This is a genomic window from Paenibacillus sp. BC26, assembly GCF_900116125.1.
Lineage (GTDB): Bacteria > Bacillota > Bacilli > Paenibacillales > Paenibacillaceae > Paenibacillus_Z > Paenibacillus_Z lignilyticus.
In genome coordinates, this window is record NZ_FPAD01000001.1 from 3,413,002 (window position 1) to 3,435,394 (window position 22,393).

A 22,393-nucleotide genomic window follows, 5' to 3' on the forward strand; every position below is an offset into this window, starting at 1 on the left:
AACCCCCACTTTACTATGGTATATTGTCGACCTACCTATCAAACGTTGGATGAAAGGTAGAAGTTGCATATTGTGGCAGAAAAAAGACGCATGAACCGGCTCTGATGGGAGCTCAGTTCATGCGTCTTGTTCTTAACGCGATATATTAATGCTCTTGCCAGCTGTCCAGATAAGCCTTCTGCTCATCTGAAAGCTTGTCGATGCCTGTTCCGATCGCTTCAAGCTTGTAACGAGCTACTTGCTCATCCAGCTCATAAGGAACATTGACGACTTTCTTGCCGATGCTGTTGTAATTATCGTTCACATATTTAAGCGACATCGCTTGCAGCGCGAATGTCATATCCATAATTTCAGCCGGGTGACCATCGCCTGCAGCCAGGTTGACCAAGCGACCCTCTGCCAGCAAGTAGATGCTGCGGCCATCTTTCAACTGGTACTCTTCGATGTTGCGGCGAACTACGCGCTTGCCATTGGACAGAGCCTCAAGCTCGGGTTTGTTCACTTCAACGTCAAAGTGACCTGCATTGGACAGAAGTGCGCCATTCTTCATCACTTCGTAGTGCTCCCCACGGATGACATCTTTGTTCCCCGTTACCGTAACGAAGAAGTCGCCAAGCTTAGCTGCTTCAATCATCGGAAGCACAGTGAAACCGTCCATGTAGGCTTCAACTGCACGAATCGCATCGATTTCCGTTACGATAACTTGCGCGCCGAGACCTTTCGCACGCATCGCCACACCTTTACCGCACCAGCCATAACCTGCAACAACGACTGTTTTGCCGGCTACTACAAGGTTTGTCGTGCGGTTAATCCCGTCGAACACGGATTGTCCCGTGCCATAACGGTTATCGAATAAGTATTTGCAGAAGGCATCATTAACGGCAACCATCGGGAAGTTGAGAGACCCGTCCTTCTCCATCGCTTTCAGACGCAGAATGCCGGTCGTCGTTTCTTCTGCACCTCCGCGAATATTTTCCATGAGGTCAGGGCGTTCAGCATGGAGGATCGAAACGAAATCGCCGCCGTCGTCGATAATTAGGTCTGGCTTCGTTTCAAGTGCTTTGACCAGCAAAGACTTGTACTCAGCAGGCTCCGGATTGTATTTGGCAAATACAGTGATGCCGTCTTCAACAAGAGCAGCACATACATCGTCCTGCGTGGACAGCGGGTTGCTGCCTGTGATCGTCACTTCAGCGCCGCCGGCTTGAACGACTTTAGCCAAGTAGGCTGTTTTGGCTTCCAAGTGGAGGGAGATGGCAACCTTCAGGCCTTTAAACGGCTGCTCTTTCTCGAATTGCTCGCGAATCCGATTAAGTACAGGCATATGAGCTGCAACCCAATCAATTTTCAAATGTCCTTCAGGCGCAAGCGCCATATCACGTACGATACTGTTTTGCTTCGCATTAACTGTCATTGTTTTTCAGCACCCTTCCTTCTTCTACGTTCTCGTTGATTGTCCTTGCATTAAATCGAAATCAAATGATGGCCGCTCTGTTGATCATAGGGGATCTCCAGCAGCTTGTCGATCCACGCTCTTCCATATTGATTATAGAATTCCATCATATTCAGTACGCGTTCCTGAGGCTTGCCATCCGGCCACAATGACAATGCAATCCAGTCCAATTGCCGAAGCGCGGCTCCGAATTTCTTGGCATGGGCATCCATAGTCCGTTTCTCAAGGTACGAGATTTGCTCCTTGATTCGAAGCAGGTTCTGATCCGTCAATGTCCCCAAGCCACTCGCAACCGAAACGGTTAAAGCCTTAATAGGCTCGTACAAGGCTTCTATGCCTGCAAGAGCTTCGGCGAATCCGGCTTCAATTCCGGTTTCATCCCGCTCCTTCAGCCATGCTTCTCTGCATGCCTTAAATCGATAAGCCACTTCATCAAAAGACAATCCAAACTTGGACATGTATTTCGAAGTTTTGTCTTCGACAAGCGTAAAGGACATCCGCGGCACAACGATCGGCATTTCCATACCGAGTACCTTGAACGCCTCGCCGGTCAGTGACCAATAAGCAATCTCGCCCGGACCAAGAACCGTGGCCATAACAGGCAGCACGTAGTCTTGCATGATCGGCCTTGTCAGGACATTGTTGCTGAACCGCCGCGGATCGTTGTCTGCCCATGCTTGCAATTGTTCGATGGACCATGACTTGGAGCCTTTGCGATTGCGGTACTGACCTTCATGCTTATGTAGTAATATCCGCTCTTCCTCGTCGAAGAGAAACAAGTTCGCACTTCCCTGCGTAACATCCGCCGAAGGCGTGAACCCAAGCTCTTCAAGCTGACTTGCACTGCGGAAGTAAGCGGACTCCAGCTCATCATTACGAGCCAGCATCCGACCGAACATCGGCGCTTCCAGCTCCCGTATGCCGGCATCATCCGCATCCAGCAGAACAAGTCCTTGGCTGCCAAACAGCCACCCCAGCAAGTAAGCAAACAAATCGGACAATGTTTGAGATTGCTTCGCATAGTGGTCCAGTTTCTCAAGGAGCTCCGGCTTAAACGATGTGTCAGGCAATGCAGCACTTAGAAGTTGGATCGCTTCTGCGAACGTATCCTGCTCGATATTCGTCCTGCTGACGGCGGTGCGAGCACCGCTTGGTCTGTGGACAGCCAATCGGTTCAGCGCGGAAGTTTCTCCCCGTACATACACATGATTGACTTCATCGAAGTCATGGTCTTCGCCGGCAATCCAGAACACCGGCACTACAGCGGAACCAAGCCGTGCAGCAGCTTCCTTCGCAGCCGAAATCGCCGTAACCGCTTTATGGATGACTAACAGCGGGCCTGTCCACAGCCCCGCCTGCTGGCCGGTCACAATGACCGCCGCCCCAGCGCGAATCGCGTCGATATTCGCCATGACCGCTGCATTGTTGTTATATCGCGTATTGTACGTTTGGAGCGTATCGCCAAGAAGACGAGCATCCGCGCGCTTATCCGCGTTCTCTGAAAGCCAGCTCATTCTGCGTTTCCAGTGCATATTTTCTGCCGCGTGGCTGCCGAACAGCGCCTCTACTCCGGGGTGGCTTCGATGTATATAAGCTTCGGTGACAGGCTGTCCGAAAGGCAGCTGAACCGTATCGATTTTCATGGACAGTCTCTACCTTTCTCCCTCGTAAATAACACCTTAAGAATAAGTGCGGTTTTTCTCATTCATTGTACACAACGGGGCGCGTACCGTCAAAAAAAAACCGCCCTCCTTGAGCGGAGAGCGGTCCTCATATCTATATGAATCAATTGATGATGATTACACGTTAAAAAAACTCTTCCCGATGCCGATACACATCAGTATGACGTAACAAAGACTCATGAGAAAGAAACCGAGCCGCCATATTGCGCGCATTATGCGGCGCATATTAATATTGCCCTTCAACCTGTATTGCACGTTACCCAGCAGTCCGCCGCCCAGAAGAAGAATGAGCAAAATACCGTAAATGCCAAATGAGCTATGAAAAATTTTATTAAACAATACAGCCACGCAGCCAATTAGAAGTGCCGTAGTAACATCCATTGCCGTGCTGAATGCTTTTTTCTTATCCCCTGTGAAAGCTCCATAACCAAAATAAACGAGTAGAAACGGTATAATCGGAAGAACGGCCAGAAAAGCGTAGACATTCTTGATGCTTTCCCAAATCCACTGCATCCTCGGTTCGCCCCTCTCTGCGGTTATTAGTTCGTCTGGAGTGTTTGAATTAATGTCAGTACGGCTTCATTCATCGGAGCAGGTACTTGCATCCGCTTGGCCAGCGACACGATGCCGCCGTTGATCCAATCGATTTCGGTCGTGCGTCCTGCCAGTACGTCTCGCAGCATGGAAGACTGATTCCCTGCGGTTGCTTCGCAAATATGGAGCAGCTGATCCCAGCTGTCCGCGTCCTTCATCATTCCGGCATGAACGAGAATGCGCTCACTCTCTTCATGCAAAGCCTTCATCCAGCGCAATCGGCTCGGTTCGGAAGGGAGCTCTCCATTCCTTACCCCGAATATGCCGGTAAGCGGGTTTATGACCGCATTGATCAATAATTTCCGATAAACAACATTCTCCATCTCATTCGACAGTTTGCCTTCAATTCCTGCACCAATGAGCGCTTTTAGCAACATTTTTTGAGGTTTGCTCGCTTTTTCTTCGTTTTTCAGCCAACTGCCGAACATAATCGTCCCGCTTCCTGTATGGTGAACGGAATAATCGTCGATTCGCATCGCGCCTTCTGTCGTTATGGCGGCATTCAGCTGCTCCTTGGGACATACTTTGCCAAGCAAATCCAAGTGCCCAATCCCATTCTGAAGTGCCAGCACTGAACAGCCTGCGGCAGTCAAACGTCCCAGCTGCCGAAGAAGCTGCTCGCTTAGATGCACTTGCTTCACGCAAAGCCATATCCAATCCTCTTGCCGCAGAGCATCGGGTTTATAGGTATTGATTGTCGAAGCCTGTACACTCACCCGGCTTTGAGCGCCGTCCCGTTTGGTCAACCGGATGCCTTCCTTGCGGAGCAGCTTCGCTTGCTCATCCGATCGCGTCAGGATGACTACTTCCATGCCGGCTTCCGCCAGCCTTGCTCCATATAACAGTCCGAGAGCCCCTGCTCCCACGATGATCATCCTCACTGATTTGCCTCATTTCCGTCTCTGCCTGATTAAACTTATCGTAACAGAAGCAAACTAAAAAATCCCGCCGTACCTTTAGCAGGTTCGGAGAGATTTTGGAGAGCCGCCTTTCAATGAAAAGCGGGCTATTCGATTCGTTCCAAGTTACCGTTTGCATCCATTTTGAAGCGAGGTTTCGCTTCATCTTCTTCCGTCAGCACGGTTAAGCGGCGCGCACGGTCCATAATTTGAATGAGCGTCTTGTAATCGTCATTGACCGCACGATAATCCGTTTGGGCATTGTTGACTTCAAGTGACAACCTTTCATTCAGCTCACGTAAGGTAAACAATTCTTCATCCTTCTCGCGCAGATCGCGTTCAAGCGTTTTGATCTGGCGATTGAGTTCCTGGTAAGTACCTTTCCATTGCCGCAGAAATCGGATAACGGTATCAATTGATAGCGATTCTTCCGTCAACGGATCGTTCTTGAACGTACGTTCTTCTGTGTCGAGCAAGCTGATTGCGGATACATGAGGTGTTGCAACGTACGTTTGTTTTTTCATATAGTTCCGCTTCTGGCGCTGCTGCTTCGCAATTTGTATCGCATCTTCATAGCGTTTGCGGACACAACTGTTCCAGCGGAATCCGCATGCGGCCGATGTCCGGCCGATCCGCTCTCCTACTTCCTCAAAAGCGGCCAACTGCGTGCTTCCCTCGCGGATATGCCGCAGCGTCACTTCGGCTAGGATGAGATCGTCATCCGGGCTCCAGGCATCTTGTCTGACTGCTGTCATGCAACCAAAACCTCCTAACATTAGGCGCTTACTTTATCTCTATGCCCTTGGTAGAGTTCATAGAATCTATCGGATACTAATTTGTATATCCATTTTTTTGACGGCTCATACATGTTTTTTCGCAAATTGAAGCAAACTTGTATCAGAGCGTGAAAAGGAGGCAAAAAGTTTGCCAATTCGTCACGAGTGAAACAGTTTACACATGTTACCTGAAACGTTATAATGGGCAATAGTAATTGGGTCGAGTTGACGAGAAGGGGGATGAAATCATGGCACGCATGTTCCGAGTGCTCGGTTTCTGGACGCTTGTAATCGCGCTTATGGCGTTTGCAGGACATATGACCGAGATGGCACTCTTGTTCTTTATTCAAACCGTCGTGTTTGTCCTGTTAGGCTATTTGAACTTTTCCGAAAGAACCTATATGTTGATGTTCTGGGGATACATGTTTATCTCGTTCGTCAGCTTCACGTATTGGACCGTATTTGTAATGGGTAACCCATTCTAATTAAAACGGACCTTCTGACATTCACAATAGCCAAAAGGCTGCTCCGAGAAGATGGACGACCATCTCCGGAACAGCCTTTTTTCGTTGTCCTGCTTTATTCGCCTTTAACCAGTACCATCACTTTAAACGATTCGCTCATATTATCGCTGAGCAGCAGCTGACGGATGGATCGATTCCGTCTTGCCGCTTCGCTGAATGGATTCGTCCCGTCATGGGCGACCAAGTCCTGCAGCAAGCCTTGATCGAGAAGAAACTGCTTCTGCGTGTCATAATACTGTACCTGCCAGCCCGCCTGATCGGCGGCGTGTCGGCAAGCAGTAAAGTTGACGTGCGAGGTAATGTCCTGCTCTCCCGGAGAGCTGAATGGACGATCATGCGCCACATGATCCTTATAACATAGCAGCGTCCCCTGCATACGATGCGATGCCGTTATTTCCTGCGCCTCGTGACCATAGTCCACCAGCAATAATGCTCCGTGTTGAACCATCTTGCTCAGTTCTGTAATCCACCGCTCTGCAGCGAGGTTCACCTCGGTAATCTGCCCTTCCAGCAAATCGATTTCATCCCTTCTGAGCACCTCTGCAATCCGTTCATCGGTTAGAGCTGTATAAACGTATCGAAAAGCATCTTCATCCGCATGATCTTTCATAGCGACGCCAAGCTCCCACAGCCGGCCTTCTTTCCTTACGACCCGATGCACGGGAAAAGCATCCAGCAGCTCATTTGCGATGATGATCGAATACGTCGTCTCCGCCCGCGGTGACGCTCCACCGTCGCAGTTGTTAGTATCCTTCCAAACCTTCTTCGCCTCTTCAGGTGTCGTGAATTGCAGCTGCGGCCGCGGCGCAGCTGCATTGTCGAGGTCAGCTAACGCTTGCTCCAGCCTCGATTGTGCTTCTTCCAGATGCACAGGGTTGCTGTCCACGATATAGTGTTGCGCTTGTGACAGCCACGAATGACCGGCGGCGGACCAAGCCGTAATCATTTGCTGGGAGAGCAGCCCCGTCCCTGCCCCCCATTCCGCGATTCTGATTGCTGACCCCTTCCGGCTTTCCGCCAATGCGGCTGCACAGCTCGCCAGCTTCTCCCCCATAATGGAACCGATCGCCGAGCTCGTATAGAAATCGCCTTTCTTACCGACTCGTATTTTTCCGGAGCGATAATAGCCTTCCTTCTCGTCATATAAACACATAGCCATATAATCATGGAACGAGATGCAGCTGACCTCGGCATTCTCCGTGGCGTGCACAGAAGCTCGTCCCCTCAGCGGGCTATTTGCGATTTGTTCCCCAATTAACAAGGATAATCGTCGGCTGTTGCTGTCCATGCAATTCCCCTTTCCAATCAAGGACAAAATTAGCCCTTGCAGATATAATAGAATTGGTACATGCATATAGTAGTGCATGCAAAGTGTGAAGCCTTAAGAAAGGGGAGCCCTTCGTGAAAGGAACGATACGCCGCCGGATTGCGGCGTTCGCCGTTTGCGCGCTCGCAGTGTGGCTGACCATTTTCCCCGTATTTGCCGACCCTGCACCCCCGAAGGATGAAGAGGTCCGAGCAATACTGGAGAAAAGCCTCTCCGTCGTTGAAATTGACAAGGAAATTGCACGCGTGAAAGAGCAGCAGCAAACGATCCTTGCGCAGCTGGATGATTCCAAAGTGAAGCTGGCAAGCCAAGAACAATCGATCGAGAAAAAACGTGAAGAGGCAGGGAAAGTACTTCGTGCCTACTACACCGGTGAAAGAGATATTTTTCTGACAGCGCTCGTGTCCGCGGACAATTTATCGGAGCTGCTGCAGCTGCTTGATTTTTTTGATCTCATCTTTTCTAATGACAAGCTTACACTGAACACGTACATGAAGCAATATCGAGAGCTGAAGAAAAATATCAGCAAACTAGGTACGCAGTCTGAACAGCTTGCGGAAGTCGAAGAACGCCTTACTACGCAGCGAAATCGCGTGATTGCGCTTCAGCAGGATGTCGATTCCTCGCTAAGCGGACGGTCCGATGCTGACAAACTCAAGCTGCTGATCAATGAATTCACGGACTTCTGGCAAAATGTCGGATTGTTAGAGGTAAAACGATATTTCAGCGCATTGTCCAAAGCGATGAAGCAAATGCCGGCTTGGGTGCAGAACAATAAAGAGATGCTTGATATCGACGGCTTCAATTACGCCCTCACTATCCCGGACGATAAGCTTAATGCATTTTTGCGGGAGCAAAATGAGCTGTTCAACAATTTCTCCTTTGCCTTCGAGACCGACAAAGTCATCGTAACGGGCAAACGAGACAATATGGAAGTACAGTTAACAGGTCATTACTCGCTGGAGAAGGACGGCTCTATCTTATTTCATGTCGATTCGCTAATCTTTAACGGTCTGGAGCTGCCTGACACGACAAGAACGGCACTTGAGAAAGAATTTGATCTCGGCTTCTACCCTTCCAAAATCGTATCCTTCCTCAAAACCAAATCGGTCACCGTTGAAGACGGCAAGCTATTGATTAAGCTTAGCATCAGTCTTTGATGGATCCTCAGGCGGTGCTTCGGCATCGCCTATTGGTTGTTCCGGCTCCTCATTCCAATTGGAAATAAAAGTACCGGCCAGCTCAGGCGTCAATGCCGTCTGATTCCCTCCGAGCGTTGCAAGCAGCTTAGACCAGCGTTCCCATCTTCCCCGCCAAGCAGGGTCTGGCGTTACCGATGTCCGGCTTAACATGCCAACTAGGAAATGCGGTGGCCGCTGATCGATATCGTTATATTCAAATTCATTCGTCATTGCCGAAATGCGGGAAGGCAACCGTCCAAGTGTCCGATAGTGATCCAATTGCGCCTCCGTGGAGGTCATCTCCGTAATGTATGCACTGGCTTCGCTCAGTCTTTCAGTCCCGGCCAGCATGACAAAACTTCTCCCATTCGCTCGGACAACAGGACCGGTAGTAGATCCAATTGCGAGCAGTCCTCTCTCCTCATCCGACAAGGATCTATAGAGTGTCCACGGCATAACGGCAGACATAAGCGTACCGGCACCAAATGCGCCAAGCAGCTGATTTTTCTGTTGAGCCGGCGCAAGCCTGTAGATCTGAGCGGCATATTCGGCGGCAAAATAGAGCTGTTCCTTCTGCGTGATCGTAAATGGAGACAAATTGGCCGCCGCTTCGCTGTTCTCCTTGAACATGCCCATCCATGCTGCCATTTCCTTGGGATCATTCGTATTGAGGTTAAATGGGCTGAGATTCGGGTTCGTTGCCACTAATGTTGCAACGGTAGCCTTCAGTTCTTCCAGATCCTTGGGCGGCGCACTCAAGCCGGCAGCCTTGAGCAGATTCTTCTGCCATACCACGAGCAGAGGATTGCAATCGAGCGGCACGCCCCATAGAGAGCCGTTCCACTTCACCATACTTGTTAGCGCTTCCATTTGGTCGGCAGCCGTATCTCCCGAAACAATATCATCAACGGGAAGCAGAAACCCTTGCACGGCAAATTCCCGCACGCGATCATTGTCCAACAGCATCAGATCGAACGGTTCGCCATTCTCCGATGCTTTCTTCCTTGCCTCATCAGCATCTTCGTTATGTATATTCGTCATCTGAATGGTTATTTGAGGATGAGACAACGAAAAATGCTCATTCTCGCCCTGCCAATAGCGATATTCAGCCTCGTCCATCGAGACTGCGATTGAAAGTGTCGTCCGATCCTGCTCGTCCCCATCTACAACCTGAGGTTTGTCGGCCGATAATGGACCGTCATCCGAATGAGTGACCGGCGATCCCGGTTTACCAATCATGGGAACAAGCAGCGCAGCGCAAATCGTAAATACGCACAGCAGCAGCATGACATATTTTCTGCGTGACACCGTGTCCCTCCTCTAATAGGGAGTTTGTCGGAGACAAACTCTCACTGCTTCCGTTTGTCGGAGACAAACTCTCACCGCTAACGCTAATAGGGAGTTTGACGTAGTCAAACTCTCACTGCTTCCGTTTGTCGGAGACAAACTCTCACTGCTCCAAACAAAAATTTTAGCTAATCTTTATTTTAGCAAGAAAGCGCTTTTTTGTCGCGTGTCAATTCCGGCGTATCGACGATTTTCAAATTGCTTCGCAGCCCGGATTCCTTCATACTTGGAGAAACCGAACCTTACGAGGAGGCTGAAGCCATGCAACCGATTTACAGCGTTGACCTGCAATTACCGAAAGACTTGCAGCCAATCGACTTCGAGCGAATGATACAAGAATTGACCGCAGCGACGGTCAACTTGCTGGATCGCGATGGCAATTTGCTCTTCGTCAACAGCCAAGCTGATGCTTATGCAATTGAAGCTTTCGCCGCTCCCTATAAAACCAGTTGCGAGCACGGACAATGGGTTCGACTAGATGAATCATGGTCACTTAACAGCCGTATCTTCACGGACTACGGACTCATTACGCAATCGGACAATCGATATCTCGACTTATTGCTTGCATCCATCGTTTGCTTAATCCCCGGCACCACGCCTGATACTGAGCTAGCTTCAGCCGCTGAACAAGCGGACGAGCATGCTGTTGCTCTCCTGAAGCAAAATGACGGTCGCAGGCTGCTCGCCATTGACCGTCATCAGGTTTCACTTATTGAGGGAATTGCGCGGGCCTACCGCTGCAGCTCCCAAACGGTGCTGGAAGCATCCGAATTCTACTAGAGCAGATCCGCTGCCAATTGGGCGAGTCTGGAACGCTCACCTTTCTCAAGCGTCATATGACCGCTGACGCTCTCTTGTTTGAAGCGCTCCACGATATGCGTGAGGCCATTGCTGATCGAATCCAGATAAGGATGATCGATCTGCTCCGGATCGCCCATCAGGACGATTTTGCTTCCTTCTCCGACACGCGAAACGATCGTTTTGACCTCATGCCGAGTTAAATTTTGCGCTTCATCAATGATGATGAATTGCCCCGGTATCGAACGCCCCCGAATATAAGTGAGCGCCTCTACCTGAATGCTGCCAAGTCCCATTAATATTTTATCAATATCGCCCGACTTCTTCGTATCGAACAAATACTCCAAATTATCATAAATCGGCTGCATCCACGGACGCAGCTTCTCATCCTTCTCGCCCGGTAAATATCCGATATCCTTCCCCATTGGCACGACCGGTCTTGCGATCAGCAGCTTCTTGTATTTGTGCTCATCCTCCACCTTCATCAGACCTGCAGCAAGCGCCAGCAGGGTCTTGCCCGTACCGGCTTTACCGGTCAGCGTCACAAGCGGGATGTCGTCGCTAAGCAGCAATTCCAGAGCCATGCGCTGCTGCGCATTGCGGGCGGTAATGCCCCATACCGGATCGTTGCTTAGATACAGTGGCTCGAGCCGCGCTCCATCTTGGCTCACCTTGAGCAGAGCTGATTTGGACGTCCCCATCTCATCCCGCAGGATGACAAATTCATTCGGGTGCAGACGCGTGTTCAGCAGCAGGTTCTTGATCGTAAGAAACCGGTACGTATAAAATTCATCAATGACCGAAGGATGCACTTTAAGTGTTAAATACCCCGCATACACATCCGAAGGCGCTACCACCTGATCGGATAAATAATCTTGAGCTTCCAGCCCCAGCACATCCGCTTTAATGCGGACGAGTACATCTTTGCTTACGATGATGACAGGACGCGGATCTCCTTTGTCCTGCTCTTCGAGATGATAATTGAGCGCTACCGCAAGGATTCGATTGTCGTTGGACATTTCACCGAACATTTCCTGAACGCGCATAAAGCTGCGATGATTTAGTTCTACCTTGAGAACGCCCCCGTTATCAAGTTCAATACCTTCGTGCAATCGTCCCGTCAGTCTCATTTGGTCCAGCAGCCGGGAAACATGCCGTGCATTGCGGCCAAGCTCATCAGCCAGTCTTTTCTTTGAATCAATTTCTTCCAACACCACCGCGGGTATTATGATCTCGTTGTCATCAAAAGCGAAGATCGCTTGCGGATCATGTAAGAGTACATTGGTGTCGAGCACGAATATCTTTTTCATCGTGAGCCCTCCTGGCGTTGGAATTTCGTTCAAAGGCGTACATAGCGCGGCCTTCATCTAGACAAACTATGCTTGAACAAACACTGCAGATTCTAGAAAGGTCAGGTGGCGAATATGAGGAAGTGGCTGGTGCCCGCTATGATCCTTTGCTTGCTGGCAACAGGCTGTAATACTGTCGCCCGCAATGAGACATCACCCTCTCCACAGAATGATAATCGCGTTCGTGCACAGCAGAGCGCTCCGCAGAAGAAGCAAATCAGCAGCCCTAAACAAGTCGCAGCTCATTTAGAGGATCTGGCGCGGCATGTACCCGGCGTGAAGGCCGCTCACTGTGTCGTGTTTAAAAATACAGCGATCGTCGGCATTGATGTCGCAGGAAATTTGGAACGCTCCCGAGTCGGAACGATCAAATATGCGGTTGCAGAAGCATTCCGTAAAGATCCCTATGGCATTGATGCCATCGTCACGGCCGATATCGACATTGCGACCCGGCTGAAAGAAGTGCAGGCCGACATGAAGCGCGGCAGACCCCTAGCCGGAATGGCCGAAGAAATGGCCGACATCATAGGGCGGATTGTCCCTCAGGTTCCGCGGGATATCCAACCGGAGCAACCTGATCCTGCTAAGACAGATAAGCAAAAAATGAGTCAAAAGCTCTAGACTTACGAAGACACCGGCACCGTGAGAGTCGGTATAAGAACACAAAAAGCCTAGTGATCCCTCACTAGGCTTTCTTCATGGCAGCAAACACCTGTCCATCCAGTTTGTCTGCTGCTCTTCTGTCGTAAGTTTTCTCATACTCGGGTCTTGCGGACAAGCGTGCGCCGTAAAACATCGCATCGCGTACCGAAGCAATGTCGATGTCGAAGCATACCAATTTGAATGGCACGTCCTCAAGCGCATCAGTTACAAGCCGTGCCGTGCCGTAGATCGTTTGAACAGTACCCGGCGCAAACACAGTAACGCTTACATCCACTTTCGAAGTCATATTCACCGTTAGGCGCGAGCGGCCATCAATGGCGAAACGCAGTGTGGAGCGGTTGACCGCATAAATCCACGATATTACGCTGGAAGTCGGAAATCCGTTGTCTGCATCAATGGTGTGCAACAGAACAAACGGTTCTTTCTCCAATCCACTTAGCAGCTCGTCAGTAAGTACGGTGACAAGTTCAGTCATCCGCAGTCCTCCTTGCCTATTGTGTCAGTGCTTCGATGGTTTTATTATAACATAGCATACGTCGTACTACCACATTCATTCCGCCATTTTGGACGCCAGCGCCGATTTCGCTTCCTGAAGTTTGGCTTCATTCAGATGCACGTACGGTGAACGCCACTCCCCTTCAAGCGGAATAAAGGTGATATCGCTTTTGCTGATGCCGAAGTACGTCTTCATCATATTTTCTACTTCGTCGCTCGGAATATCCATACGCATATTGTTGCCTACCGCTTTAATAACGTTGGCGATTTTGGGAACGCTGGAGAAGGACTTGAGTTTATCCGCAATTTCACCGAGCACCTGGCTTTCACGGCGATTTCGGTCGAAATCACTCGACATATTCGTGCCGTCATTGGACTTGCGGTAACGGACGAAATCAAGCGCGTCATCCCCCTTCAGATTCTGAGGGCCCTTCTTCAGATCAATGTTCGTACCGTCAGCATTGTCGACATAACGCATGTCCATGTCCACATCAACATCGACGCCGCCAAGCGCGTCTACGACATCAACGAAGCCTTGAAAGTTGATGGTTGCCGTATAGTCGATCGGAACATCGAAATATTTGCTGAACATCTTGCGCATATCCTGCTTCGCTTGTCTCTCCGCGTCTTTACCCTCTAACCCATCGTTCTTTGCACCTTTGAGGAATCTCGAATAATACGCATTAGCTTTGCGGCTGTTGTAGCCCGGCAGCTCAATCTTAGAATCACGAGGAATGGATACGACGACCGCAGACTTCGTATTCGGATTAAATGTCGCAACCATCATGACGTCCGTATTCAGACTTCCGGTTTCTTTCCGCGTATCAACGCCCAGCAGCATAATCGTTACCGGCTTTACCTTAACCGACTGATTCGCGGAAACCGTTACCGTCGGATCGGCATCCGTCGTAATTTCACCCAATACATCCTTAGAAACCTTGTACAAATAGCCCAGGTACCCCGCGACACCAATCAATAATGCCAGAAACAGAACCATCAATCGGCGAAGCCAGTATCTCTTCTTACGCTTTTCCTTAGCCTTATCCTTACGTGGAGACAAATCGGATCCCCTAGTCATGACTTCCACCTTCGTCAGTTATATTTCGGATTCTCGTTGATATCATGAAGCAGCTGTTCACCGGATTCTCGGGGAAACATTTGCAGCTTGCTCTTACTGTCTTTATCAAACCTCAAATGAATCATCGTATCATCTACCGTATGTATGTGCAGATTCGATATCCCGTGATCCTCTGTCAGAATCTCGAGGAAGAAATCCCGGGTATCGATTGCAGCACGATCTTCCGGTCTTGCTTCCGCTACCAGATGAATTTGAAGCCAATTGAACAAGGCATCCTCAAATCGCAAGTTAAGCCCCTCCCGTATCCGAGCTGCTGCTTCCGCCGCGTTTTCCTTTTAGCTTGTCATAGAATTGTCTACCCCGAAGCAAGGCCATCATAAACACAGCAACGGACATGCACTGGATAATAGGCAGTTTATCAAATTGCAGAACGAACAGCACGAACGAGCCGCCCGCCATCACGAGATGCACGAGTACTTCTTTCAGGATAGGCAATCGTTGTACACGGAATACAGCGTTAAAAATATAAATGGTCAAAGCCAGAATGATAAGATAGGTCAAAATAGGATGAGCGTGAAACCAGTTCTGCATGATGCTTCTACCTCCTGAATTGCTTGAAATGACTTCCATTAGGTCAGGGACGAGAAACGGCAGGGCAACAACGAACTCTTAGAAGAGAACGCTGCAAGCCCTGCCTGTCATCTACTACCATCAATGGCGATCGTATATTGCTTAAACGCCAGCTTGAGCTGTTTTACGTTGTTTCTCGGCGCGCTCGCGCTCGCTCTTATTGAGAAGCTTCTTACGAAGACGGATCGACTTCGGCGTTACTTCGCAATATTCATCATCGTTCAAATATTCCAGAGCTTGCTCAAGGGAGAACAAGATTGGTGTTTTCAAACGAACCGTATCGTCTTTACCGGCGGAGCGAACGTTTGTCAGTGCTTTCTCTTTACAGATGTTTACGATAATGTCGTTATCGCGGTTATGCTCGCCGACGATCATACCTTCGTATACATCCGTACCCGGTTCCATGAACAGTACGCCGCGATCTTCTACGCCCATCATGCCGTAGAAAGTGGATACGCCGTTCTCGCTGGAAACCAGAACACCTTGGTGACGGCCGCCAACAGAAGCGCCGGCAAGCGGACCGTAGCTGTCGAACGCATGGTTCATGATGCCGTAACCGCGAGTAAGTGTCAAGAAGTTCGTACGGTATCCGATCAATCCGCGTGCAGGAATGATGAACTCGATACGCACTTGACCAGTACCGTTGTTGATCATGTTGACCATTTCGGCTTTACGCGAGCCAAGGCTTTCCATGACTGCGCCTGTGCTTTCTTCCGGTACGTCGATAAGCAAACGCTCGTAAGGCTCATTCTTCTGACCGTCGATTTCCTTGACGATAACTTCCGGCTTGGAAACTTGAAGCTCGAAACCTTCACGACGCATGTTCTCGATCAGGATACCCAAGTGAAGCTCACCGCGGCCGGAAACAACGAATGCATCCGGGCTGTCTGTTTCATCTACGCGAAGGGCTACATCCGTTTCAAGCTCTTTGAACAGACGCTCGCGCAGTTTACGGGAAGTTACCCATTTGCCTTCGCGGCCTGCGAACGGACTATTGTTAACGAGGAAAGTCATTTGCAGTGTCGGCTCATCGATCTTCAGAACCGGCAGCGCCTCTGGGTTAGCAGGATCTGCAATGGTTTCACCGATGTTGATTTCACGAATACCGGCAATAGCAACGATATCGCCTGCGCCTGCTTCTTCAACCTCTACGCGCTTCAGACCTTGGAAGCCAAACAGCTTCTCGATACGCGCTTGCTTCGTTACACCTTCGCGGTTAATAACGGCAACGGATTGACCTTGACGGATGATACCGCGGTTTACGCGACCTACGGCGATACGACCAAGATACTCGTTGTAATCAAGCAAAGTAACGAGGAATTGAAGCGGCTCGTCTACGCTTTCTGTCGGAGAAGGGATTTGCTCGATGATGGTCTCATAGAGCGCCTGCATGTTCTCGTCTTGTTTGTCAACGTCCAAGCTTGCCGTACCCATCAATGCAGATGCATAGACAACCGGGAATTCAAGCTGCTCGTCATTGGCACCAAGCTCGATGAACAGATCCAATACTTCGTCGACGACTTGCTCAGGGCTTGCATTCGGACGGTCGATTTTGTTCAGAACAACAATCGGTGTCAAATTGCTTTCCAGCGCTTTACGAAGTACGAATTTCGTTTGCGGCATACAGCCTTCGAATGCATCGACGACAAGAAGAACGCCGTCGACCATTTTCATAATCCGTTCTACTTCGCCGCCGAAATCGGCATGTCCCGGAGTATCCACGATGTTGATCAGGTAATCTTTGTAGTTTACAGCTGTGTTCTTCGCCAAAATGGTGATACCGCGTTCCCGTTCCAAATCATTGGAATCCATTGCGCGTTCTTGTACCGTTTCATTGTCACGGAACGTGCCGGATTGTTGAAGCAATTTGTCGACTAGCGTAGTTTTACCATGGTCAACGTGCGCAATAATTGCGATATTCCTGATGTTCTCTCTGGCTTGCATGTTAAGAATCCACTCCAACTTTTTTTTATTTATTAGTCTGCTGTGTGCGGGCTTGCGACAAACGTGTTAAACAATTGAACCTTTACCAGCGAGCTTTACGTCCCGCAACGAGCCAAGCACCAAGCGCGAGAAATGCGATGGCAATGAGGTATAGCCCCCAGCCCCACACCAGCATGATGCCAAAAAACGACGCTGAAACAAGAGCAAGGATAATGGCAAGTGTTCGTGGAAACTTCGGATGGTACGTATCAAACAAATGATATTCGTATAAACCGATGGAAACCGCAAAAATGAATAAAGGCCATAAGTAGTGCATGTTGCTCCATCCGAACGCAATGCAAAAGAAAAAAATAAAGGCGTTAATTGTCAGAAACGCTCCCGGGATCAGAACAATCGGAGGAAGCAGTCGTCCAAAAAACAGCACGTGCAGCAGTATGCCGGGAATCAGAACGAAAAGCGGCCAGAAGTTTGTGCCGATAAACGCAAACAGTCCAAGCTTTCCGAGTAAAATAACAGCACCCGCGATCAAAAAAAGAAGACCGATGGTGTATTGGTTTTTCGACATGCCTATGTTCCTTTCTCTTTGGCACTTTTTTAACATCTACTAGTGTACTGGAACAGCAGGCAAAAAACCAGTGTTACTGCTACATTTACTCTAAAAATATAGTTTACCTTATCTTTTTATTCGCAGCAATGCCACAATAATGACCAAAGGGATGCAAAGAACCGGAATCGCCTTTAGCATAACGGATAATTCATTCGTAAATAAAGGATGAATCGCTGGGTCATGAACCAGCATTTCACCGGCCGCATATCCGAGCAAGCCCCCTCCGATGTAAACAAAAGAAGGGAATTTGCGAATCATGGTACTAAGTAGCTGACTCCCCCAAATAATCATAGGTATGCTAAGGGCAATCCCGAGTAAAATAAGTACGGGCTCCCCTTCTGCCACAGCGGCGATGGCCAGGACGTTGTCCAAACTCATAATAAAATCAGCGATCACGATGGTCCGGATTGCACTGGAAAGCGAGGTAACCTTGCGCATGTTGTGGTATTCGTCAGCATGTGACGATGCATCCTTTACCAGCTTAATGGCGATCATGAACAACAAAATGCTGCCGACAGCCTGAAGATAAGGTACCTGCAGCAGCGTCAGAGCAATAAGCGTCAGCAAACAACGCAGCAGCACGGCAGCGGCAGCCCCCCATACCACGGCCTTGCGCCGCTGAGCTTTCGGAAGCTGCTGGCTCGCCAGAGCGATAACTACGGCGTTGTCGCCGCTCAAGAGCAAATTGATAAACATAATTTGAACGAAAATGATTAAGCTGTCCACTGATTACGCCTCCTCAAGAAGAAACGGCTTTTGCCGCCCTTTTGGCGATGGAGCTTCTTCCTAAGTGAAGAAAGTACTCGTCTATGAACGTGTATGTCCCAAATGGACAGCTTATGTTTATCATTTTTTGAATCCTTCTTCGTTTTTGAACGTATGAACGAGAATCATCATAGCGCTCTTAAGAAAGGGAGGACAAGAAGGCAATGGACATTTTATCGCTTGAATTTCTTTCTGCACTGATTACCATCGTTTTTATCGACCTCATTCTTGCCGGCGATAATGCCATCGTAATCGGGCTAGCAGCTCGAAAACTGCCTAAGGAACAGCAGAAGAAAGCCGTTATATGGGGAACCGTCGGAGCCGTCGGTATTCGGGCCATCGCTACCACATTAGTTGTATACTTGCTCAATGTTCCGTGGCTCATGCTGGCTGGCGGCATTCTGCTGCTCTGGATAGCCTACAAGCTGCTGGTTGATAATGAAGCACATGACAACATCACCGCCGGCAACACATTATGGCAATCGGTTCGTACCATCATTATTGCCGATGCAGCGATGGGTTTAGACAACGTCATCGCGGTCGCAGGAGCGGCTCACGGCAGCGTGATGCTGGTTCTGCTGGGACTTATCATCAGCATTCCGATCGTCGTATGGGGCAGCACGCTGTTCATTAAACTGATCAACAAAATTCCATGGATTGTTTATGTGGGATCCGGAGTGCTCGCTTATACGGCAGCCAAGATGATTACGCACGAAATTAAGCTTGAAGAGTTCTTCAAAAACAACCCCGCGTTTGAATGGTCATTCCTGATCTTGATCGTCATCGTTATTATCGTCGCAGGCCTTTGGAAAAACGCCTCACGCAAACAAGCAGCCGGAATGGAAAAAAGCAGTGAATCCCATTAATTTGGGGTTCACTGCTTTTTTATTTAGAACCAGCTATCCTCGCCTGCCGTCTCAATGGCACTCCGTATCTCCGGCGTAATTCGCATCACTTCCACGCTAGCTACAGCCTCGGTTATCATAGCTTCAAGTCCGTCAATCGCCTGCTCGGTTTTCTCGACGATAGCCAGATTCGGATTGGTGCTCGGTGATTTCGGAACAAATAACGTACAGCAATCCTCATAGGGGAGAATCGATGTCTCAAACGTATCGATCTGACGCGCGATGCGAATAATCTCATTCTTATCCATCGTAATAAGCGGTCTTAGGAGCGGCAGTTGGGCAGATCGTCCGATCACATTCATACTGCCAAGCGTCTGGCTCGCAACTTGGCCTAAACTGTCACCTGACACGAGGCCGAATGCTCCGACCTGTTCCGCGATCCGTTCCGCGATCCGAAGCATAGAGCGACGCATCAGCGTAATAATAAGCGGGTCTTGACCGGACTGCGCCAATGCCGTTTGAATATCCGTAAAGGAGACCAAATGAAGCTTGATCGGTACTCCGCTATAGTGCGACAGCCGTCTCACCAAGTCGATTACTTTTTCCTTCGCTTTGTCGCTCGTGAACGGGTAGCTGTGAAAATGAACCGCCTCGATCTCCAGGCCCTGTCTCATCGCCAGATAGCCCGCTACGGGGCTGTCAATCCCGCCGGAGAGCAGCAGCATCGCTTTGCCGTTTGTTCCGTAAGGGAAGCCTCCTGCGGCTTGTACGACGCTGCTGAAGACGTAAGTGCCTTCCGGTTGAATTTCAACACGCAGCTCAACCTCCGGTTCTCTTACATTCACCTTGAGCCCAGGTGTTTCGCGCAGCACATGGCCGCCGACCAAATGGTTCATTTCTTGGGTATCATGCGGAAACTGCTTCTCCACCCGCTTGGTGGACACTTTGAATGTTGCGGGCTGCGACGGAAGCGCCTGCATCACTTCCAGTGCGGCAGAGCGAATGGCTTCCAGTTCGTTCGCAACCTTCCTTATGGGGCTGAATGTCGCGATTCCGAAAATATCTTTGAGTTTTATTGCAATTTCCTCATAGGGTTCACCATTTAAAGTGATATAAATTCTTCCATACGTGCGCGTAATTTCAGCACGAACAAAACTTCTCAATGATCGTCTTACTTGTTCAACCATTCGTTTATCGAAACGATCGCGGTTCTTGCCTTTCATCGTAAATTCGCCGAAACGAATTAGGATCATATCCGGATTCATGATACGTTTACCCCTTCCTCTCGAGCGGCCTAAGCTGCTGAACGACCAGTCGCACCTTCCGGCATAGCCAATCCAGCTCCGCCTCACCGTGCTCATCCCCGAAACTAATGCGAATGCCGCTCACTGCACTTTCATATGAAGCCTGCATGGCTAGCAGCACGCGGCTTGGCTCTTCGCTCTTGGACGAGCAGGCCGATTTGGTCGATGCCATGATTTCTTGCTTCTCCAGCATATGAATGATGACCTCCGGCTTCATGCCGGGGTATGAGAAATGCAAGATATGCGGCGCAGCGCAACTGCCAAGCTTACAATCGGTACTGCCGTTAATGTGCAGCTCCGGAATATCTTGGATGCATGCGATAAGTCGCGCCCTCAGCTTGTACATCCGTTCCGCTCTTGCAGCGCCGCTCTCTGCAGCAAGGCGGAATGCTTTAGCAGAGGCAACGATTGCCGGGACATTCTCCGTTCCGGGACGAAGTTCATGCTCCTGGCTGCCGCCTCTTAACAAAGGCTCCAATGTCACGCCTTGCCGAATGTATAATAATCCAACGCCTCGGGGGCCATTCACTTTATGTGCAGATGCCGAGAACATATCAATGCCCCAGCCTGTCAGATCAACCGGCAGTTTACCCATACTTTGAACCCCGTCAACGTGGAACATAACTCTTCTATGCCTTTTCAGCAGCTTGCCAATTTCCGCAATAGGTTGAATAGCTCCAACTTCATTATTCACATGCATAACGCTTACCAGTACAGTCTCATCCGTCAATGCCGCTTCAAGGTCCGAAACGGATACCACCCCGAACGAATCGACAGGCAAATACGTCACTTGAAAGCCTTCGCGCTCCAAGGCTTGGAATGTATCATATACGGACGGGTGCTCGACAACCGTGGTAATCAAATGATTGCCGCGTTTCTTACCGCTCCTGGCCGCTCCCATGACGGCGATATTGTTGCTCTCCGTCGCGCTCGAGGTAAATATCCATTCCTTTGCATCCGTGCCCGGGAATAGTGAAGCAATCGCCCCTCTTGCACGTTCAAGCAAATTCCCAGCTTCCTGGCCGCTCCTATGAAGCGACGACGGATTGGCATAGTGCTTCGCCATAACTTCCGCCATCGTGCGAATGACTTCTTCATGCGGCGGCGTTGAAGCACAGTGATCAAAATAATACATCCCAGCCAGCTTCCTCTCATCCATCTGACAACAAACGAAAAAGATCAGCGAAAATGCCGTGAAGGGCTTCATGCTCAATGCCCAGGTCACCGCGATCCCCGTGATCTCTTATTCTCCCCAGCCATTCAAGTTCACTTGCGGCTGTTGGCATGCTTAAATGGAACCGTCGTATTGATCTTTCGCCCGTTGTACTTTTGCTACATAGCGCTGTGTTTCATGCGGCAGCAACGACATCATGGCCGTAAAATCTTCATTGCTCTTGATCCCGGCACGGTCGACTCTGCCCGGACCGGCGTTATAGGCAGCTAATACCGTCTGTTCATTACCGTCATACTTGCGCATGAGATAAGCAAGGAATTTGGTGCCGCCTTCAATGTTCTGCTGCGGATCAAAGGAATCCGTGACGCCTAGACCGCGAGCGGTGCCATCCATAAGCTGCATAAGCCCTTTCGCCCCGGCAGAAGATTCCGCGTTTGGATTATAGGATGATTCCGTATGTATAACCGCTTTAATAAGTACTGGATCAATGCCATATTTGGAAGCTGCGGCGTTAATATAAGCGTCATATTCCGAAGGACTGCTGTCGCCAGCTGTTGAGCTCTGGGCTGCTGCGGATTGAATCAAAGGGACCAAACCGCTTAGTGCCTCCAGCGAGATCATTCCGGGTTGTGCCGCCATGTCAGCAAGTGCAGAAGAGCCTGTCCCGCCTGCCATGTACTGTTGAAGCAAAGTATCGAACATCGAGGAACCGTCTTGGCCGCTTGCAGAAGATAAGACATTCTCATTCCCATTCAAATCCAGACTGGGCATCATCTGCAATTGCAGCAAGGATTTCATTATTCGCGGATCAATGCTCATGGTGTACCTCCACATTCCTTTATGCCATTCGACACTGGATAGCACTATTTTACATCTTTTTTGCAGGATTCGCCAGTGAGCAATTAGTCCCAGCCGCGGAAGGAGCGATTATTGAATGTTAAGTTATGATGTGTTTTCA

The 22,393-nt window shown here is 49.7% G+C and carries 23 protein-coding genes; 5 read left to right on the forward strand and 18 right to left on the reverse strand.

The genetic code is table 11. From position 1 onward, the window contains the following. Nucleotides 1-145: 145 nt before the first annotated feature. The 5 genes from BM412_RS15435 to BM412_RS15455 form a co-directional block, all read right to left on the reverse strand. The gene (locus tag BM412_RS15435) at nt 146-1,414 is read right to left on the reverse strand and encodes an adenosylhomocysteinase (RefSeq protein ID WP_091219552.1); all 1,269 of its coding nucleotides are present in this window, start codon (nt 1,412-1,414) and stop codon (nt 146-148) included. 50 nt (nt 1,415-1,464) lie between these two features. Continuing rightward, nucleotides 1,465-3,096, reverse strand: a complete 1,632-nt coding sequence (gene bshC, locus BM412_RS15440; RefSeq protein ID WP_091219554.1) for a bacillithiol biosynthesis cysteine-adding enzyme BshC — start codon at nt 3,094-3,096, stop codon at nt 1,465-1,467. 156 nt (nt 3,097-3,252) lie between these two features. After that, complete coding sequence (locus BM412_RS15445) at nt 3,253-3,648, reverse strand: DUF3397 domain-containing protein (RefSeq protein WP_091219557.1); 396 nt, start codon at nt 3,646-3,648, stop codon at nt 3,253-3,255. Between the two features lie 26 nt (nt 3,649-3,674). Beyond that, entirely contained in the window at nt 3,675-4,604 is a 930-nt protein-coding gene (locus BM412_RS15450) for a ketopantoate reductase family protein (protein WP_091219560.1), read from the reverse strand. Between the two features lie 131 nt (nt 4,605-4,735). Next, complete coding sequence (locus tag BM412_RS15455; protein WP_091219563.1) at nt 4,736-5,383, reverse strand: RsfA family transcriptional regulator; 648 nt, start codon at nt 5,381-5,383, stop codon at nt 4,736-4,738. 269 nt (nt 5,384-5,652) lie between these two features. Between BM412_RS15455 and BM412_RS15460 the strand changes: the two genes are divergently transcribed. Continuing rightward, on the forward strand, nt 5,653-5,889 hold the full coding sequence (locus BM412_RS15460) for a DUF2626 domain-containing protein (RefSeq protein WP_090979850.1): 237 nt from the start codon (nt 5,653-5,655) through the stop codon (nt 5,887-5,889). Between the two features lie 94 nt (nt 5,890-5,983). Here the strand turns inward: BM412_RS15460 and BM412_RS15465 are convergent, their stop codons facing one another. Beyond that, nucleotides 5,984-7,216, reverse strand: a complete 1,233-nt coding sequence (locus BM412_RS15465; RefSeq protein WP_218163144.1) for a class I SAM-dependent methyltransferase — start codon at nt 7,214-7,216, stop codon at nt 5,984-5,986. Between the two features lie 113 nt (nt 7,217-7,329). Here BM412_RS15465 and BM412_RS15470 point away from each other — a divergent pair, with 113 nt between their 5' ends. After that, complete coding sequence (locus tag BM412_RS15470) at nt 7,330-8,415, forward strand: coiled-coil domain-containing protein (RefSeq protein WP_091219568.1); 1,086 nt, start codon at nt 7,330-7,332, stop codon at nt 8,413-8,415. Here the strand turns inward: BM412_RS15470 and BM412_RS15475 are convergent. Continuing rightward, nucleotides 8,386-9,744, reverse strand: a complete 1,359-nt coding sequence (locus BM412_RS15475; protein WP_091219571.1) for an ABC transporter substrate-binding protein — start codon at nt 9,742-9,744, stop codon at nt 8,386-8,388. The two genes, BM412_RS15470 and BM412_RS15475, sit on opposite strands and share 30 nt — an antisense overlap. 198 nt (nt 9,745-9,942) lie before the next feature. Between BM412_RS15475 and BM412_RS15480 the strand changes: the two genes are divergently transcribed. Further along, nucleotides 9,943-10,563: a hypothetical protein gene (locus tag BM412_RS15480; protein ID WP_091219573.1), complete on the forward strand. Its 621-nt coding sequence runs from the start codon at nt 9,943-9,945 to the stop codon at nt 10,561-10,563. On the opposite strand, the gene BM412_RS15485 is transcribed toward BM412_RS15480, so the two are convergent. Continuing rightward, nucleotides 10,560-11,891 (reverse strand): PhoH family protein, encoded by a 1,332-nt coding sequence (locus BM412_RS15485; protein ID WP_091219575.1) that lies wholly within the window; start codon nt 11,889-11,891, stop codon nt 10,560-10,562. The genes BM412_RS15480 and BM412_RS15485 overlap by 4 nt on opposite strands. A gap of 114 nt (nt 11,892-12,005) precedes the next feature. Here BM412_RS15485 and BM412_RS15490 point away from each other — a divergent pair, with 114 nt between their 5' ends. Next, nucleotides 12,006-12,551: a YhcN/YlaJ family sporulation lipoprotein gene (locus BM412_RS15490; protein ID WP_091219578.1), complete on the forward strand. Its 546-nt coding sequence runs from the start codon at nt 12,006-12,008 to the stop codon at nt 12,549-12,551. A gap of 64 nt (nt 12,552-12,615) precedes the next feature. On the opposite strand, the gene BM412_RS15495 is transcribed toward BM412_RS15490, so the two are convergent. From BM412_RS15495 to BM412_RS15525, 7 genes are all read right to left on the reverse strand, one after another. Further along, a complete protein-coding gene (locus BM412_RS15495; protein ID WP_091219581.1) occupies nt 12,616-13,068 on the reverse strand; it encodes a pyridoxamine 5'-phosphate oxidase family protein in 453 nt (150 codons plus the stop codon). 75 nt (nt 13,069-13,143) lie between these two features. Then, a complete protein-coding gene (locus BM412_RS15500) occupies nt 13,144-14,166 on the reverse strand; it encodes an LCP family protein (RefSeq protein ID WP_091219584.1) in 1,023 nt (340 codons plus the stop codon). A gap of 14 nt (nt 14,167-14,180) precedes the next feature. Further along, nucleotides 14,181-14,453: a hypothetical protein gene (locus BM412_RS15505; protein WP_091219586.1), complete on the reverse strand. Its 273-nt coding sequence runs from the start codon at nt 14,451-14,453 to the stop codon at nt 14,181-14,183. Between the two features lies 1 nt (nt 14,454). Next, on the reverse strand, nt 14,455-14,757 hold the full coding sequence (locus tag BM412_RS15510) for a YlaH-like family protein (RefSeq protein WP_091219588.1): 303 nt from the start codon (nt 14,755-14,757) through the stop codon (nt 14,455-14,457). 141 nt (nt 14,758-14,898) lie between these two features. Beyond that, entirely contained in the window at nt 14,899-16,740 is a 1,842-nt protein-coding gene (typA, locus tag BM412_RS15515) for a translational GTPase TypA (RefSeq protein WP_091219590.1), read from the reverse strand. Nucleotides 16,741-16,822: 82 nt separating this feature from the next. Then, a complete protein-coding gene (locus BM412_RS15520) occupies nt 16,823-17,305 on the reverse strand; it encodes a hypothetical protein (protein ID WP_091219592.1) in 483 nt (160 codons plus the stop codon). 108 nt (nt 17,306-17,413) lie between these two features. Beyond that, nucleotides 17,414-18,073: a YjbE family putative metal transport protein gene (locus BM412_RS15525; RefSeq protein WP_091219595.1), complete on the reverse strand. Its 660-nt coding sequence runs from the start codon at nt 18,071-18,073 to the stop codon at nt 17,414-17,416. 203 nt (nt 18,074-18,276) lie between these two features. On the opposite strand from BM412_RS15525, the gene BM412_RS15530 reads away from it, so the two are divergent. Then, nucleotides 18,277-18,978 (forward strand): TerC family protein, encoded by a 702-nt coding sequence (locus BM412_RS15530; protein ID WP_091219598.1) that lies wholly within the window; start codon nt 18,277-18,279, stop codon nt 18,976-18,978. A 23-nt stretch (nt 18,979-19,001) separates the two neighbouring features. On the opposite strand, the gene thiI is transcribed toward BM412_RS15530, so the two are convergent. The 3 genes from thiI to BM412_RS32780 all read right to left on the reverse strand — a co-directional run bounded on the left by thiI (nt 19,002) and on the right by BM412_RS32780 (nt 22,254). Continuing rightward, nucleotides 19,002-20,222, reverse strand: coding sequence for a tRNA uracil 4-sulfurtransferase ThiI (gene thiI, locus BM412_RS15535; protein WP_091219600.1), 1,221 nt, complete (start codon nt 20,220-20,222; stop codon nt 19,002-19,004). A 7-nt stretch (nt 20,223-20,229) separates the two neighbouring features. Then, complete coding sequence (locus tag BM412_RS15540) at nt 20,230-21,396, reverse strand: cysteine desulfurase family protein (protein ID WP_091219603.1); 1,167 nt, start codon at nt 21,394-21,396, stop codon at nt 20,230-20,232. A 153-nt stretch (nt 21,397-21,549) separates the two neighbouring features. After that, the gene (locus BM412_RS32780) at nt 21,550-22,254 is read right to left on the reverse strand and encodes a lytic transglycosylase domain-containing protein (protein ID WP_091219605.1); all 705 of its coding nucleotides are present in this window, start codon (nt 22,252-22,254) and stop codon (nt 21,550-21,552) included. Between the last annotated feature and the right edge of the window lie 139 nt (nt 22,255-22,393).